The 15876-nt window shown below is 70.9% G+C and carries 16 protein-coding genes and 1 pseudogene; 7 read left to right on the top strand and 10 right to left on the bottom strand.

All coding sequences use genetic code 11. From position 1 onward, the window contains the following. The first annotated feature begins 45 nt into the window (after positions 1 to 45). The 6 genes from IG84_RS0124090 to IG84_RS41645 all read left to right on the top strand — a co-directional run bounded on the left by IG84_RS0124090 (position 46) and on the right by IG84_RS41645 (position 7157). The gene (locus IG84_RS0124090) at positions 46 to 945 is read left to right on the top strand and encodes an FAD binding domain-containing protein (RefSeq protein ID WP_031061016.1); all 900 of its coding nucleotides are present in this window, start codon (positions 46 to 48) and stop codon (positions 943 to 945) included. After that, positions 936 to 1553 (top strand): (2Fe-2S)-binding protein, encoded by a 618-nt coding sequence (locus IG84_RS0124085; protein ID WP_031061013.1) that lies wholly within the window; start codon positions 936 to 938, stop codon positions 1551 to 1553. Before IG84_RS0124090 ends, IG84_RS0124085 begins: the two co-directional genes overlap by 10 nt. 2 nt (positions 1554 to 1555) lie before the next feature. Beyond that, complete coding sequence (locus IG84_RS0124080) at positions 1556 to 3940, top strand: xanthine dehydrogenase family protein molybdopterin-binding subunit (protein ID WP_031061011.1); 2385 nt, start codon at positions 1556 to 1558, stop codon at positions 3938 to 3940. Positions 3941 to 4169: 229 nt separating this feature from the next. Beyond that, the gene (locus IG84_RS0124075) at positions 4170 to 5615 is read left to right on the top strand and encodes an NCS2 family permease (RefSeq protein ID WP_031061007.1); all 1446 of its coding nucleotides are present in this window, start codon (positions 4170 to 4172) and stop codon (positions 5613 to 5615) included. A gap of 70 nt (positions 5616 to 5685) precedes the next feature. Then, on the top strand, positions 5686 to 6879 hold the full coding sequence (locus IG84_RS0124070) for an XdhC family protein (protein ID WP_031061005.1): 1194 nt from the start codon (positions 5686 to 5688) through the stop codon (positions 6877 to 6879). Positions 6880 to 6986: 107 nt separating this feature from the next. After that, a complete protein-coding gene (locus tag IG84_RS41645) occupies positions 6987 to 7157 on the top strand; it encodes a hypothetical protein (protein ID WP_169749897.1) in 171 nt (56 codons plus the stop codon). Between the two features lie 32 nt (positions 7158 to 7189). Here the strand turns inward: IG84_RS41645 and IG84_RS0124060 are convergent, their stop codons facing one another. Further along, positions 7190 to 8881 carry a SpoIIE family protein phosphatase gene (locus IG84_RS0124060; protein WP_051862314.1) on the bottom strand — a complete coding sequence of 564 codons (1692 nt, stop codon included), beginning with the start codon at positions 8879 to 8881 and terminating at the stop codon, positions 7190 to 7192. A 104-nt stretch (positions 8882 to 8985) separates the two neighbouring features. Continuing rightward, positions 8986 to 9825: a helix-turn-helix transcriptional regulator gene (locus tag IG84_RS0124055; RefSeq protein WP_031061001.1), complete on the bottom strand. Its 840-nt coding sequence runs from the start codon at positions 9823 to 9825 to the stop codon at positions 8986 to 8988. Between the two features lie 253 nt (positions 9826 to 10078). Here IG84_RS0124055 and IG84_RS0124050 point away from each other — a divergent pair, with 253 nt between their 5' ends. Then, positions 10079 to 11620 (top strand): AMP-binding protein, encoded by a 1542-nt coding sequence (locus IG84_RS0124050; protein WP_031060998.1) that lies wholly within the window; start codon positions 10079 to 10081, stop codon positions 11618 to 11620. An 18-nt stretch (positions 11621 to 11638) separates the two neighbouring features. Here the strand turns inward: IG84_RS0124050 and IG84_RS0124045 are convergent, their stop codons facing one another. The 8 genes and pseudogenes from IG84_RS0124045 to IG84_RS0124010 all read right to left on the bottom strand — a co-directional run bounded on the left by IG84_RS0124045 (position 11639) and on the right by IG84_RS0124010 (position 15875). Beyond that, positions 11639 to 11917 carry a gas vesicle protein K gene (locus tag IG84_RS0124045; protein ID WP_031060993.1) on the bottom strand — a complete coding sequence of 93 codons (279 nt, stop codon included), beginning with the start codon at positions 11915 to 11917 and terminating at the stop codon, positions 11639 to 11641. Beyond that, on the bottom strand, positions 11914 to 12141 hold the full coding sequence (locus tag IG84_RS0124040; RefSeq protein ID WP_031060990.1) for a gas vesicle protein: 228 nt from the start codon (positions 12139 to 12141) through the stop codon (positions 11914 to 11916). Before IG84_RS0124040 ends, IG84_RS0124045 begins: the two co-directional genes overlap by 4 nt. A 3-nt stretch (positions 12142 to 12144) precedes the next feature. Continuing rightward, on the bottom strand, positions 12145 to 12948 hold the full coding sequence (locus IG84_RS0124035) for a GvpL/GvpF family gas vesicle protein (protein WP_031060987.1): 804 nt from the start codon (positions 12946 to 12948) through the stop codon (positions 12145 to 12147). Next, the gene (locus IG84_RS0124030) at positions 12945 to 13286 is read right to left on the bottom strand and encodes a gas vesicle protein (protein ID WP_031060986.1); all 342 of its coding nucleotides are present in this window, start codon (positions 13284 to 13286) and stop codon (positions 12945 to 12947) included. The genes IG84_RS0124035 and IG84_RS0124030 overlap by 4 nt, the downstream gene beginning before the upstream one ends. Beyond that, positions 13283 to 14299, bottom strand: coding sequence for an SRPBCC family protein (locus IG84_RS0124025; RefSeq protein ID WP_031060985.1), 1017 nt, complete (start codon positions 14297 to 14299; stop codon positions 13283 to 13285). The genes IG84_RS0124030 and IG84_RS0124025 overlap by 4 nt, the downstream gene beginning before the upstream one ends. A gap of 24 nt (positions 14300 to 14323) precedes the next feature. Continuing rightward, positions 14324 to 14860: pseudogene (locus tag IG84_RS0124020) on the bottom strand (histone protein); the annotation flags it as partial. Positions 14861 to 14881: 21 nt separating this feature from the next. Then, positions 14882 to 15127, bottom strand: coding sequence for a gas vesicle protein GvpG (locus IG84_RS0124015; protein ID WP_031060982.1), 246 nt, complete (start codon positions 15125 to 15127; stop codon positions 14882 to 14884). 1 nt (position 15128) lies between these two features. After that, on the bottom strand, positions 15129 to 15875 hold the full coding sequence (locus IG84_RS0124010; RefSeq protein WP_031060980.1) for a GvpL/GvpF family gas vesicle protein: 747 nt from the start codon (positions 15873 to 15875) through the stop codon (positions 15129 to 15131). Position 15876 lies beyond the last annotated feature (1 nt).

Genomic DNA, 15876 nt, shown 5'->3' with positions numbered 1-15876 from the left:
GAAACATGAACGACCGATGAACGACTTCGGAGAAGAGAGCCACGCATGGACTTCCTTCGCCCCGCCAGTTGGGAGGAGGCGCTCGCCGCGAAGGCCGAGCACCCCACCGCTGTGCCGATTGCGGGCGGCACGGACGTGATGGTCGAGATCAACTTCGACCACCGCCGCCCCGAGTACCTGATGGATCTGAACCGCATCGGTGATCTGCGGGAGTGGGAGACCGGAGCGGACACGGTACGGCTCGGCGCCTCCGTCCCGTACACCCAGATCATGGAGAACCTCCGCGCCGAGCTGCCCGGCCTGGCCCTCGCCTCGCACACCGTCGCTTCCCCGCAGATCCGCAACCGCGGCGGCGTCGGCGGCAACCTCGGCACGGCGTCCCCCGCGGGCGACGCGCACCCCGCGCTGCTGGCGTCCGGCGGCGAGATCGAGGTCGAGTCGGTACGCGGCCGCCGCATGATCCCCATCGACGAGTTCTACCTCGGCGTGAAGCGCAACGCCATGGAGCAGGACGAGCTGATCCGCGCCGTCCACCTGCCGAAGGCCACCGGGCCGCAGCAGTTCTCCAAGGTCGGCACGCGCAACGCCATGGTGATCGCGGTGTGCGCGTTCGGTATCGCGCTGCACCCGGAGACGAAGACGGTCCGCACCGGCATCGGCTCGGCCGCGCCCACCCCCGTACGCGCCAAGGAGGCGGAGACCTTCCTCGCCGCGGCGCTGGAGGAGGGCGGCCACTGGGAGTCCGGCGCGCCGATTCCGGTGTCCGTGGCGAAGCAGTTCGCCCAGCTCGCGAGCGGCGCCTGCAACCCGATCGACGATGTGCGCGGCAGCGCGAAGTACCGCCGGCACGCGGTCGGCATCATGGCCCGCCGCACGCTCGGCTGGGTCTGGGAGTCCTACCGCGGCGACGGCCGCACAGCACAAGGAGGCGCACAGTGCGCGTGAAGTTCACCGTCAACGGCCGCGAGCAGACGGCCGACGACGTCTGGGAAGGCGAGAGCCTGCTGTACGTGCTGCGCGAGCGGATGGGCCTGCCGGGTTCCAAGAACGCCTGCGAGCAGGGCGAGTGCGGCTCCTGCACGGTCCGTCTGGACGGGGTGCCGGTGTGCTCCTGCCTGGTCGCGGCCGGGCAGGTCGAGGGCCGCGAGGTCGTCACCGTCGAAGGGCTGGCCGACTTCGCCCAGCAGCGTGCGGAGCACGGCGGCTGCGGTGCGGGGGTCTGCGGCGGCAAGGGCACCACGCTGGACGAGGCGAAGGGCTGGGCCGCCAAGCCCGCCGGTACGGGCGACAGCCAGACGGGTGAGCAGGTGAAGCTCTCGCCCATCCAGCAGGCGTTCATCGACGCGGGCGCCGTCCAGTGCGGCTTCTGCACGCCCGGCCTGCTGGTCGCCGCCGACGAGCTGCTGGAGCGCAACACCCAGCCCTCCGACGCCGACATCCGCGAGGCGCTGTCGGGCAACCTGTGCCGCTGCACGGGCTACGAGAAGATCCTCGACGCGGTCCGCCTCGCGGCCGCCCGCGGCGAGTCCGAAACCGCAGGAACGGGGGCCTGACCATGGCCGGAGTCACCCGGACACCCACCAACCTCACCCAGGGCAGCACGACCCCGGCCGGCATCGGCGCCTCCACGCTGCGGCCCGACGGCACGCTCAAGGTGACCGGCGAGTTCGCGTACTCGTCCGACATGTGGCACGAGGACATGCTGTGGGGCTTCACGCTGCGCAGCACCGTCGCGCACGCCGAGATCCGCTCCATCGACACCTCCGAGGCGCTCGCCCAGGCCGGTGTCTACGCGGTCCTCACCTACGACGACCTGCCCACCGCGGTGAAGAACTACGGCCTGGAGATCCAGGACACCCCGGTACTGGCCAACGGCCGGGTGCGGCACCACGGGGAGCCGGTGGCGCTGGTCGCCGCCGACCACCCGGAGACCGCCCGCCGGGCCGCCGCCAAGATCAAGATCGTCTACGCGGAGCTGCCGGTCGTCACCGACGAGGCCAGCGCCACCGCCGAGGACGCGCCGCTGCTCCACCCGGGCCGCAAGGACCACCACGCGGGCCACGTACCGCACCCGAACATCGTCCACCGCCAGCCGATCGTCCGCGGCAACGCCGACGAGGCCGCCAAGCGCGCGGACGTGATCGTCACCGGCGAGTACGACTTCGGCATGCAGGACCAGGCGTTCCTCGGCCCGGAGTCCGGCCTCGCGGTGCCGGCCGAGGACGGCGGCGTCGACCTGTACGTCGCGACCCAGTGGCTGCACTCGGACCTGCGGCAGATCGCGCCGGTCCTCGGCCTGCCGCCGGAGAAGGTGCGTATGACGCTCTCCGGCGTCGGCGGTGCCTTCGGCGGCCGCGAGGACCTGTCGATGCAGATCCACGGCTGTCTGCTGGCGCTCCGTACCGGCAAGCCCGTCAAGATCGTCTACAACCGGTTCGAGTCCTTCTTCGGCCACGTCCACCGGCACCCGGCCAAGCTCTGGTACGAGCACGGCGCCACCAAGGACGGCAAGCTCACCCACCTGAAGTGCCGCATCGTGCTGGACGGCGGCGCCTACGCCTCCGCCTCCCCGGCCGTGGTCGGCAACGCCTCCTCGCTCGCCGTCGGCCCGTACGTCGTCGACGACGTGGACATCGAGGCCATCGCGCTCTACACGAACAACCCGCCCTGCGGCGCCATGCGCGGCTTCGGCGCGGTCCAGGCGTGCTTCGCGTACGAGGCGCAGATGGACAAGCTGGCCAAGGCGCTCGGCATGGACCCCGTCGAGCTGCGCCAGCGCAACGCCATGGAGCAGGGCACCCTGCTGCCGACCGGGCAGGTCGTCGACTCGCCCGCGCCGGTCGCCGAGCTGCTGCGCCGCGTGAAGGCCATGCCGCTGCCGCCGGAGAACCAGTGGGAGACCACCGAGGGCGCCGACGTCCGCGCGCTGCCCGGCGGCCTGTCCAACACCACCCACGGTGAGGGCGTCGTCCGCGGCATTGGCTACGCCGTCGGCATCAAGAACGTCGGCTTCTCCGAGGGCTTCGACGACTACTCCACCGCGCGCGTCCGCATGGAGGTCATCAACGGCGAGCCGGTCGCGACCGTGCACACCGCGATGGCCGAGGTCGGCCAGGGCGGCGTGACCGTCCACGCGCAGATCGCCCGTACCGAGCTGGGCGTCCAGCAGGTCACCATCCACCCGGCGGACACCCAGGTCGGCTCGGCCGGCTCCACCTCGGCGTCCCGGCAGACCTATGTCACCGGCGGCGCGGTGAAGAACAGCTGCGAGGCGGTGCGCGAGCAGGTCCTGCAGAAGGGCCGGCTCAAGTTCGGTACGTACCACCCGGCGTGGGCCACGGCCGAGCTGCTCCTGGAGGGCGGCAAGGTCGTCACCGACGGCGGCGAGGTGCTCGCCGACATCGTGGACGTGCTCGGCGAGGAGTCGGTCGAGGTCGAGCTGGAGTGGCGGCACCGCCCCACCGAGGCGTTCGACCTGGAGACCGGCCAGGGCAACGGCCACGTGCAGTACTCCTTCGCGGCGCACCGCGCGGTCGTCGAGGTCGACACCGAGCTCGGCCTGGTCAAGGTCATCGAGCTGGCCTGCGCGCAGGACGTCGGCAAGGCGCTCAACCCGCTGTCCGTCGTCGGCCAGATCCAGGGTGGCACCACCCAGGGCCTGGGCGTGGCGGTCATGGAGGAGATCATCGTCGACCCCAAGACCGCGAAGGTACGCAACCCCTCCTTCACCGACTATCTGATCCCCACGATTTTGGACACCCCCACCATTCCGGTGGATGTCCTCGAACTTGCCGATGAGCACGCGCCTTACGGGCTGCGTGGCATCGGTGAGGCGCCGACTCTGTCGTCGACCCCGGCTGTCCTCTCCGCAATCCGGGCGGCAACAGGTCTGGCACTCACGAAGACGCCGGTGCGTCCGGAACACCTCACCGGCACGTGAGCCTCCGGGCGGTGCGGACATTTGGGGTGTCCTGTCCGTCCTCCTGCGGTTCGTACCGCCCGGAGTTTCCCCCACGTCAGCCCGGGCTCCTAGGATCCGTCCTCGGCGCCGCACCTGGCTGAAAAACGTTCGTCTCGGGCCGTCCCCCGGGTCGTGCGGCCCGTTCCATCCCAAATCTCACATTCCCCCCTCTTGTGAGTGCCCCTATGAACCTTGGGAGATAGGCACCATGACCCAGCCCACCATTGAGCCGACGACCACGGCGGAGGACGCCGGCGCGGGTACGCGCCAGCCCGCCGGCCGGTCGTGGCTCGACCGGTACTTCCACATATCCGAACGCGGCTCGACCCTCGGCCGGGAGCTGCGCGGCGGCATCACCACCTTCATGGCGATGGCGTACATCCTTCTGCTCAACCCCGTCCTGCTCAGCGGCAAGGACGCGGTCGGCGGCACCCTCTCGCCCAGCGCGGTGATCACGGCGACGGCCTTCGCGGCGGCGCTGGCCACGCTGCTGATGGGTCTCGTCGGCAAGGTGCCGCTGGCGCTCGCCGCCGGCCTGAGCGTCTCCGGCGTGCTCGGCACCCAGGTGATCAGCGACATGACCTGGCCGCAGGCCATGGGCATGTGTGTGATCTACGGTGTCGTGATCATGCTGCTGGTGATCAGCGGCCTCCGCGAGAAGATCATGAACGCGATCCCCCTCGCGCTCAAGCACGCGATCACCATCGGCATCGGCCTCTTCGTCACCATGATCGGCCTGGTCAAGGCCGGTTTCGTCGGCATCGGCAACGCCTCGGCGCCGGTCACCCTCGGCGTCGGCGGCCACCTCTCCGGCTGGCCGGTCCTCGCCTTCTGCATCACCCTGCTCGTCATCTTCATGCTGCTGGCGCGCAACGTGCCCGGCGCGATCCTCATCGGCATCGCCGTCGGCACCGTCTTCTCGCTGATCGTCACCGCGGTCAACGGGCTCGGCGACAAGCAGTGGGGCCTGGCGACCCCCAAGCTCCCCGACACCCTGGTCTCCACCCCGGACTTCGGACTGCTCGGCAAGGTCGAGTTCGGCGGCTTCGCCGAACTGGGCGCCGCCACCGTCGGCATGGTCGTCTTCACCCTGGTCCTGGCGGGCTTCTTCGACGCCATGGCCACGATCATCGCCGTCGGCCAGGAGGCCAAGCTCGCCGACCACCTCGGCCGGATGCCGGGCCTGAACAAGGCCCTGCTCATCGACGGCGCGGGCGGCGCGATCGGCGGCGTCTCCGGCGCCTCCGGCCAGACCGTCTTCATCGAGTCCGCCAGCGGCGTCGGCGAGGGCGCCCGTACGGGCCTGTCGGCCACCGTCACCGGCCTGCTCTTCGGCCTGGCGCTGCTCTTCACTCCGCTGGCCGAGATCGTCCCCGCCCAGGTCGCGTCCGCCGCGCTGGTCGTCATCGGTTCGATGATGATGCAGAACGCACGGCACGTGGACTGGAAGGACCGTTCCGTCGCGATCCCGGTCTTCCTGACCGTGGTCCTCATGCCGTTCACGTACTCGATCGTCAACGGCGTCGCCGCCGGCGTCATCTCGTACTGCGCGATCAAGCTCGCGCAGGGCAAGTGGCGCGAGCCGGGTCCGCTCATGTGGATCCTCTCGGTGGTCTTCATCTTCAACTTCGCATTCGTCAATGTGGGGCATTAGGGACCGGTCCCGCTGCCCCGCCCGGAGGCCCTGACCGGCCCTCCGCGCAATCGCAGACAAGGAGCTGGACATGCTGGACATCGCCGATGAGCTGAACCGGTGGGTCGAGCAGGGACGCGACTTCGCCGTGGCCACCGTGGTGGGCGTCGGCGGCAGCGCGCCCCGGCAACCGGGCGCCGCCCTCGCCGTCGACCGCGACGGCACGGCGATCGGGTCCGTCTCCGGCGGTTGCGTGGAGGGCGCGGTCTACGAGCTGTGCCAACAGGCCCTGGAGACCGGCGAGCCGGTCCTGGAGCAGTTCGGATACAGCGACGAGGACGCCTTCGCCGTCGGCCTGACCTGCGGCGGCATCATCGACATCCTCGTCACCCCGGTACGCACGAGCGCCCCGGAGCCATCGCAGGGGCCGGACGACCCCCCGGCCCCGGTGGACAGCACCTCCGGGACGCTCGTCGCGGCGGTGGCCGCCGCCGTCACCGCTGAGGCGGCGGCCCTCGCGCGCATCGTCTCCGGCCCGGCCGAACTCCTCGGCCGCGCCCTCCTCGTACGCGCCGACGGCAGCCACACCGGCAGTCTCGGCGGCCACCCGGCACTCGACCGCACCGCGGTCGAGGAGGCCCGCGCGCTGCTGGACGCGGGCCGCACCACCACCGTCGAGATCGGCGCGGACGGCAGCCAGTGCGGCGTCCCGCTGACCCTGCTCGTCGAATCCTCCGTACCGCCCCCGCGGATGCTCGTCTTCGGCGCCATCGACTTCGCCGCCGCCCTGGTCAGGGCCGGCAAGTTCCTCGGCTACCACGTCACCGTCTGCGACGCCCGGCCCGTCTTCGCGACCAGGGCCCGCTTCCCCGACGCCGACGAGATCGTCATCGACTGGCCCCACCGCTACCTGGACTCCCAGGAGCTGGACTCCCGCGCGGTGCTCTGCGTCCTCACCCACGACGCCAAGTTCGATGTCCCGCTGCTGGAGCGGGCCCTGCGGCTGCCCGTCGCCTATGTGGGCGCCATGGGCTCCCGCCGTACCCACCTGGACCGGCTGCGCCGGCTGCGCGAGGCCGGCCTGACCGACCTCGAACTCAACCGCCTCCGCTCCCCGATCGGCCTCGATCTCGGTGCCCGCACCCCCGAGGAGACGGCGCTGTCCATCGCCGCGGAAATCGTCGCCACCCGCCGCGGCGGCACCGGCGTGCCGCTCACCGGCGCCCATACCCCGATCCATCACGACACGTCGGTCACGACACGCCGTATCGGATCGGTTGCCTGAGGGCAGCAATACCGCTCCCCGTAGGCGGAAGCTAAGATCGGCGGCCGACCGTCCGCGCCATTCGTGGGCGGCTGTCGCCATGTCCGAGAACGAAGGAACACTGCACGATGAACTCGCCGGACAGACCACTCACCCCGATCTACGACCAGCTCATCAACGAGCAGGGTGACGTCGCCACGGCTGCGCGCGAGCACGCCGAGAAGACCGAGCGGGAAGCCAACGAGGTCCTGGACTTCCGCATGCCGGCCCCGCCGGCCCAGCCGTCTTCGGCGCAGTAGTTCCCGAGGCGTCACTTCCCGGGGCGTCGGTTCTACGGCGCCCCCGGCACCCTCAGCGCCAGTAGCGCCACGTCGTCCTCGTTGGCCGCGTACAGGGCCCTGCTGAGGAGCTGGTCGCAGAATTCGTCCAGGGAACGGTCGGCGAGGGCGGCGGCGAAGCTGGCGAGTTGGTCCAGGCCCTCGCTCAGCGGCAGGTCGCGGGCCTCGATCAGGCCGTCGGTGTAGAGCACGACCGTGCTGCGCGGCGGGAGGGCCTGCCGGAAGTCGGTGCGTGCGGGCGACAGCTCGGTACCGAGTACCAGGTCGGCGGCGCCGTGCTCCAGGAAGCACACCCGGCCGTCGTCGTGCACCAGCAGCGGCGGCGGGTGCCCGGCGTTGGTCCAGCGGAGCTGCCAGTCGCCGTCCCGCTCGACCTGGGCCAGGATCATGGTGGCGAGCTGCACGTCGCTGATGTGCACGAGGGCCCGGTCCAGCCGGTCGACGGTGACGGACGGGGCCTCGGTGTGCTCCCACGCGAAAGCCCGCAGCATGTTGCGTACCTGCGCCATACAGGCCGCCGCCTGCAGGTCGTGGCCGACCACGTCCCCGATGACCAGCGCCGTCGCCCCGTCCGGCAGCCGGAAGGCGTCGTACCAGTCGCCGCCGACCCGGGAGGCGTGCGGCGCCGGGTGGTAGCGCACCGTCATTTCCAGGCCCTCGATCCGGGGGAGTGGCGGCAGCAGATGGCGCTGCATGGTCTCGGCGACCCGCCGCTGCCGCTCGTAGAGCTGCGCGTTGTCCACGGCGAGCCCGGCCCGGCGGGCGATGTCGTCGACCAGCGCCAGCTCCGCCGCGTCGAAGGGCTTCTCCTGCTCCGTACGGACCAGGGTCAGCGCGCCCAGCACCTTGCCCGGGCCGCGCAGCGGCGCGATCACCGCGGACCGCATGCCGATCGCCTGGAACATCTGGCGCTGCAGGACGGCGATGCCGGAATCCGGCGGCCCCGCGTAGTCCTCGGGCGTCACGATCCGCGGCGCGGCCCCGCGCAGCACCCGGGACAGCGGCATCCGTGACCCCTCCAGCAGCGGCGGCATCGGCCCGGCCAGCTCCTCGACCCGCACGTGCCGGCCGCCGACGTGGTGCACGACGGCCACCCGCCGCAGCTTGCCCTGCTCCTCCAGGAGATCGACCACGGCCCAGTCCGCCAACCGGGGGACCACCAGCCGTACGAGCCGCTTCAGCGACTCGTCCAGGTCGAGCGTGGAGGTGAGCACGGCGGTGGTCTCGGCGACGATCGTCAGCCGGTCGGCGAGGTCGGTCAGCGCCTCGAGGTTCTCCGGCGGCGCCGGCGTCTGCGCCTCGCCCGGCGGCCGCTCGAAGAAGACCACCACCGCGCCGTCCGGCGCGCCGTCCACCTCGTACGGCACGGACACTCCGCCCACACAGATCAGCTCGCCGTCCCCGCGCGCGAACCACTGGCAGCCGTCCAGGGACCGCGCCTGACCGGACAGGAACGCCTGGAGGAGTACGCAGTTCGGCCGCGGCAGCCGCGACCCGTCGGGATTGCGGTGCAGCAGCTCGTGCGGGTCGCCGCCGAGCAGCTCGCCGGCCGGGCGGCCCAGCAGCTCCTCGGCCTTGCCGTTGACGTGCGAGATCCGCCCGTAGCCGTCCTGGATGTAGACCCCGGCCGCCAGCCCGGCCGGCAGTACCGGCTCCGGCTCGCTCCCGGTCGCGGGATCCGCCACGCCCGGCCCTCCTCACTCACGCCACCTGCACGGATGCCCTCCTCCAGCGTCTCGCAGGATCGCCGGCGCGGCCCGCCGGGAAGCAGTGGCGCGAGAAGGCGCGGCTACGGCAGCAGGCCCGCCCGGCGCGCCGCGACCACGGCCTGCAGCCGGGTGCGGACGCCCAGCTTGCGCATGGCGGAGCGCAGATAGCCCTTGACCGTCTCCGGGCGCAGCCCCAGCCGCTCGGCGACCGCGACGTTCGTCGCGCCGGAGGCCACGCAGGAGAGCACGTCCACCTCGCGCGGCGAGAGCGCGACCGCCCGCGCCTCGCGGTGCCCGCCCGAGGCCGCCGCGAGCCGCCCGCAGGCCGCCAGCATCTCCTGCCGCAGCAGCGGGTCGCCGACCCGCTGCGCCAGGGTGCGCAGCGCGCTGTGCGCCTCCCTGACCTCCTCCCACATCACCGGATCGGCGGCGGTCGGCTGCCGGGCCACCGACAGCAGCCGCTCCGCCTCGTCCTGCACCACCAGCGCCTGCTCCAGCTCCCTGGCCGCCTCCAGCGCGGCGGACAGTGGCCGGTCGCCGAGCTGCAGCGGCTGCCGCAGCGCCCCGTACAGCACGCCGCGCACCCGCCGCCGCACCACGACCGGTACCGCCAGTACGGACTTCAGTCCTTCGGCGCCGACCGCCCCGTCGTACTCGTGGCTGATCACCGCGGAGGAGTGGTAATCGGTCACCGCGAAGGGCCGGGATCGGGCCGCCGTCTTGCCGCCGAGGCCGTTGCCCGAGTGGATGGACAGCCCGCGCAGCGCGGTGGTGGCAGCGCCGGTCAGCTCGGTGATGCGGAACCGGCCCGTACCGGTCACCAGCCCGCCGAACGCCACGGGCAGCCCGCTCGCCCTGCGCAGCCGCAGCAGCGCCGCCCTGACGTCCGCCGACCCGCTCTGCTCTGGCTCGTTCGGCACGCGCTAACCTCCGCTTCCCCCCATTCGGGGGTGGTGAGACCTGCGTCACTGATTACACGATGGCCGGAAGCCGCGGGGCAATGAGGAGGACACATGCCGGACGCGCACGGGACCTGAGGACGAGACGGCCTGCTTGCGACGGGATTGACCGACGGCGAGCCGGTCGAGGATACGGAAGCGGCACTTGACCGGACCGCCCACCCGAGCTGCCCCGGTTGCCCAGCCGAATGTTGCGAACACAGGAGAGAGTGCAATGCGGACACCGATGACCGTCGCGGACTTCCTCGACCGGGCAGAGCTGGGCTTTTCCGGCAGCCCCGGTGTGATCGACGAGCCGAACCAGCCCGCCTCGCCGGTGCCCGGGTCCACCTACGGCCGACTCGCGGAGCGCGTACGGGCCTGGCAGGCGGGCTTCGACGCACTGGGCGTCGGCGAGGGCGAGCGAGTGGCCGTGGCCAGCCACAACTCCGCCCGCCTCCTGGAACTCCTCTTCGCCGTCCCGATGAGCGGCCGCATCTGCGTGCCGATCAACTTCCGCCTCAAGCCCGAAGAGGTGGAGTACTTGGTGCAGCAGAGCGGTGCCTCGGTGCTCCTCCTCGACCCGGAACTGGAAGAGACCCTCTCCGGCATCAAGGCCCGCCACCGCTTCATCCTCGGCGACCAGACCGAGAACGAGCTGATGCGCTTCGGCGTCGAGCCCCGCCCGTGGTCGAACCCGGACGAGGACGCCACCGCCACGATCAACTACACCTCCGGCACCACCGCCCGCCCCAAGGGCGTCCAGCTCACCCACCGCAACATCTGGGTCAACGGCCTGACCTTCGGCCTCCACACCCGCGCCTGGGAACGCGATGTCTACATGCACACGCTCCCGATGTTCCACTGCAACGGCTGGGGCATGCCGTACGTCATGGCCGGCCTGGGCGTCAAGCAGGTGGTGCTCCGCAAGGTGGACGGCACCGAAATCCTCCGCCGCGTCGACGAACACGGCGTCACCCTCATGTGCGGCGCCCCTGCCGTCTGGAACGCGGTACTCGACGCGGCAGCCACCTGGGAGGGCGAGATCCCCGGCCGCGACCGCGTCCGCGTCGTCTGCGCCGGCGCCCCGCCCCCGAGCAGGACCATCCAGCGGATGAACGACGAACTGGGCTGGGAGTTCACCCAGATCTACGGCCTGACGGAGACCTCGCCCCTCCTGACCTTCAACCGCCTCCAGCCCGGCGACGCCGGCCTCCCCGCCGAGGAGCGCGCCCGCAAGCTCTCCCGCGCCGGCATCCCCGCCCTCGGCGTCAAACTGCGGATCTCCGGCTCCGGCGAGGTCCTGGCCCGCTCCAACACCGTCCTGGACGGCTACTGGGAAAAGCCCGAGGAGACCGAAGCGGCCCTGGGCGACGGCTGGTTCCACACCGGCGACGGCGGCACCATCGACGAGACCGACGGCCACCTCACGATCTCCGACCGCAAGAAGGACGTCATCATCACCGGCGGCGAGAACGTCTCCTCGATCGAGGTCGAGGACACCATCTTCAGCCACCCGGCCGTCGCCGAGGTCGCCGTCATCGGCGTCCCCCACGAGAAGTGGGGCGAGACCATCAAGGCCCTGGTCGTCCTCGCCGAGGGCACGACGGCCACGGAAGCCGACATCATCGCCCACTGCAAGCAGCACATGGCCGGCTACAAGGCCCCCACCACCGTCGAATTCCGCGACGTCATCCCCCGCACGGCCACCGGCAAGATCCAGAAGTTCAAGCTCAGGGAGCCGTACTGGTCCGGCCAGGACCGGCAGGTCAACTGACCCGCGGCCGCCGCGGCGTCAGTCGTGGGGAAGGAGGGTTCCGAGAGGGCCGAGGTCGAGGTTGAGGTCTTCGGGCCGGATCCCGTGCTGCTCACAGAGCTCGGTCATGCGCTGGTCGAGCATCATGAGGGTGGTGCCGATCTCTTCGACCTGTGCGTCGTGCAGGTCGCCCTGCTCGATGCGGCGGATCGCCTGACGTTCCATGAGCTGCCGCAGCAGCTCCACCACCGTCAGGACGAGGGTGGCCAGGTCCTTCCCCAACCGGTCGCGGTCCACGTCGAGTCGTGTGCTGGTCACAGGGGCCCTCCGTCCGGCCACGGCGCCGGTACGCGTTCGCTGACCGACGAAAGGAGCGCGTGCAGCGAGACCCGTACCAGCGGAACGTCCGCGATGGCGATGACCAGGTCACCGCTCACCACCACACCGGTGGCCAGGACGCGGTCCAGCAGGTCGACGAGCGGAACGCCGATCGGTCCGGACAGGGGTCCGGGGGTGTCCCAGGGCACCGGTTCTCCCGTCATCGTTCACACCTCGCTGATGAACGAATAGGGGACCCACGGGCCGGAGAGCTCGATGCGCGCTTCGGTCCGGCCGCGCAACGCCCGGGTCAGCTCGGCGAACTCCTGCGCGCGCTGTTCGGCCACGAGGTAGGTGGCGTTGAGCACCTGGCTGCCTTGCGCGTCCGACGGCCGCCGGCCGTGGGTCCGCAGCCTGCGCGCGGCGGTGGCGAGTTTCCCCAGCTCGGCATCGACCTCCTCCGCGATCCGCAGACTCTGCTCAAGGCACTGCTCGCGCCGCTGCTGGAGGCCGCGCTTGCGCTCCAGGTAGGCGAGGCCGGCGCCCGGGGCCGGCCGCCCGCGGTCCGCGGACGGAACGGGCCGGTCCGCACCGGCGGGCGGCGGGGCCGGGGAGCTGTAGACCTTTACGCCCCACTCGGCATGGTGCGCGATGCGCCTGAGTACGGCGTGAAAGCGGTCCGCCTCGCTCTCCAGCGCCTGCCGGGCTCTTGTGTCGCTGAGGTACAGGGTGGCCAGGGGCAGGGGGATGACGGGGCCGTACGCCGCGGACGCGGACACGACCTCGTTGTGGGCACGGGCGCACCGTTCGAGGTCATGCGGGTCCGAGAGGCGCTGCTGCCACGCCTCGTCGGTGAAGTCGTGCGCGGGGACGCTCTGGACGACACCGACCAGTGAACCGAGCGGCAGGGTGCGCACGGGCTCCCCGGCGCTCATACCGCCCAGATCCGCGACGACGGCCGGGTCCAGGGTGCGGGTGACGGCGAAGACATAGGTGGCTCCGGCCGCCGGGCCGGAGGCGCGTTGCGTCATGTGCGTGGTGTCTCCTTGCTCTGTTCCGTCCCTTCCTCCAGAGACGCCAGCCGGTCGCGCAGCTCGCGGTTCTCGTCCTGGAGAGCGCTGCGGGCTGCCCGGGAGCTGAGCGCGGGGTCGGTCTCCCACCAGTCGATACCGGCCTTCTTCGCGGTGTCGACCGAGGCGACGAACAGCCGCAGCCGGATGGTCAGGAGCTCGATGTCGAGAAGATCGATCTTGATGTCGCCGGCGATGACGATCCCCTTGTCGAGCACACGCTCCAGGATGTCGGCGAGGTTGGCGTTCGGCGGCCCCGGGACAGGGGCGGAGCCGGTACGGAAATCGACGTTACTCACCCGCGCACCTCACCCCTTCTTCTCGTCGGCCGCTCGTCCCACTCCTCCTCATCGCCTTCCTCGTCGCCCTCTTCCTCGTCCTCTTCCTCGTCCTCGTACTCGTCCTCGGCGTCCTCGTCGTCGCTCTCCCGGCCTTCGTCTTCGTCCTCCGCCTCCTCGTAGTCGTCGTCGCCCTCCTTGTCCTGCGACTCGGCTTCTTCCTCCTCCACCGCTTCTTCGTGCGACACGACGACTTCCCCGTCGCGGATCTCGCCGCGCCAGGCTTCGGGCTCTTCGTCGGTGAGGGTGACGTACCGCTGGAAGTGCTTGAAGTCCAGCCGCACGCGACGGCCCTGCGCCCGCCAGAGATTGCCCGTCTTCTCGAAGAAACCGGCCGGGTAGTACTCGAGGACCAGGACGATGCGTGTCAGCGTCGGCCCCAGCTCGTGGAAGCTCACCGCCCCGCGTGTGGTGCCCTTGGCCCCTTCGGACGTCCAGACGATGCGGTCATCGGGGATCTGCTCCAGCACGGTGGCCTTGAAGCTGCGGGCGGACGGCCCGACTTTGACCTTCCAGTCGCTGGCTGCCTCATCGCTCTTCGAGACGTTCTGGACACCCTTGGTGAAACTGCTGAACTTGTCGTACTGCGTCCAGTGGTCATAAGCGGTACGCAACGGCACGCCCACATCGAGGACTTCGATGATGTTCATGAACTTGCCGCCGCTGGAGCCGCCTTTCCCCTTGCCGCCCCCGAACGTCTCCTTGGCCTTGTCGACGATGCTGTCCTTGACGCCCTTGGCTTTCTCCGAAGCGATCGCCTTCAGCGGGGATTCGCCCTTGACCAGGCGGGACCCGATGGCGGGCAGTGTGCCGCCGTTCTCGGCCGCGTCGGACAGCTGCTCCGTGAGGCCGGTGAGCTTTTCGCCCGCCTTGTCGGCGAGTTGGCCCGCCTGGGCGCTGAGGTACTTCGTCAGCTCCTCACGCAGTCGGCTGAATCCCGATTCCTCGGGCACTTCCTCTTCCGTTCTGCCCATGCCGCGTCACCTCCGCCGACCTGCGCGACTGGCCGTCTTCTTGGCAGCGCGTTTCGAGGACGTCTCCTGCTTTCCCGGTGCTTTCTTCGCCGCGGACTTGCGCGCCCCGGCCGTCTTCTTGGCCGGTGCCTTTTTCGCGGGGGCCTTCTTCGCCGCCTTCTTCGCCGGCGGCCTGTCCTTCCCGCCGGCCTTCGCAGCACGCTCCTGCGGCGCCTCGTCCTCGTCCTCCTCCTCTTCCGCCTCGTCGGCCGCACCCAGTTGTGCCGTCCGCTCGCTGAGGGCGTCGGCCAGTGACGACATGCTTCGGTTCGCGGCGGCTGTGACTGCCTTACGTCCGGCGTCGAGCACCTCGCCCCGCAACTGCTCCTGGAGTTCGGCCACTTGCGGGATCTCTCCGAGCCTGCGCATTCCCTCGGCGGCGAGCTCACGTGGCTGGAGGCCGAACCGCCTCCCCGCCAGGTATGTCGCAGCGGTGAGAGCCAGTCGGCCTTTCTTCGTCCGGCCCAGTACGTAGCCGCCGATCACCGCGGCCGCCAGTGTCACCTTGGTCTGTTGGTCCATGAGGAGTCGCATTCGCGTTGTTCAACGAGTGGGTGGGGAGGGGGCGGACGCGTACAACCGGTCGAGCAGCATTTCCTCCTGCCGCTCGAACTCGTCGAGGCCGATGTGTCCGTCCTCGAGCTCCTGATTGAGCGCGCCGAGCTGGGCGCGGAGTACGGCCGGGTCGTGAATCTCGTTCTCGGCGGCGTCCCGGAGCTTGTCCGCCACCCAGACCACTCCGCGGACCGGAGCCAGCGGCAGCGTGAGCAGACCGGTGATCAAACCCATGTCACATCACCGCGGTCGGCGCGGGGGCCTGGTCGGCGACGAAGCTGTAGCACGGCAGTGGACCCGCCACCCGGAGTTCCGCGCGTTCCTGGTGCGTGAGGGCGAGCTGCCGGGCTGTCGCGGTGAAACGTTCGGCGTCATCCCGGTCGACGAGGAAGGACGCATTGACGGCGCACCCCTGGACGTCCGGCCCCGCGACCACCGCGTGTGCCAGAGCGGTGAGCTCACGTACCACGCGCGTGCCGGCTTCGGCCGCGCGGCGGGCGAGAGCGGCGGCCACGGCCTCACCGAGCCGCAGGTCGGCCGCGTACCCGGGACGGTGGCGTGCGTCGTCCCGCAGCTTCCGGATCTCCGGGTCCTCGCGGACCAGGGCAGCCAGCGCGTTCTGCGCCGCCACGGCCTTGACGTTGAACTCGACCCTGCCGGTGAGCTGCTCGAGCGTCGCGAGGTGCCTCGTCCGGGCCTCGGCGAGCTGCCCGCGCAGTGTCTGCTCATCCGGGGCGACGACGCCGAAGCGCATGGGAAGTACCGGCCCGTCCTCGGACAGTGCGAGCAGGAGTTCCTGGTGCGCGAGCAGGTCGCGGCGCCGGGCGCGCAGCTGGGGAGGGGCATCGCTGACAACCGCGGCGATGGCGCCCTCGCGCAGGATCCGCGGTACGGCCGGGGGACCGCCCACCGCCGGCGTGTTCGCCGGCAGCGGCTGCCCCGACCGGATCACGGCATAGACATACAGACCGTGGTCCGCCACA

It is taken from the genome of Streptomyces ochraceiscleroticus (assembly GCF_000720485.1).
GTDB classification, from domain to species: Bacteria; Actinomycetota; Actinomycetes; order Streptomycetales; family Streptomycetaceae; genus Streptomyces; species Streptomyces ochraceiscleroticus.
Note: the sequence above shows the minus strand (reverse complement) of the source record. Positions and strands in the feature narration are given on the sequence as shown.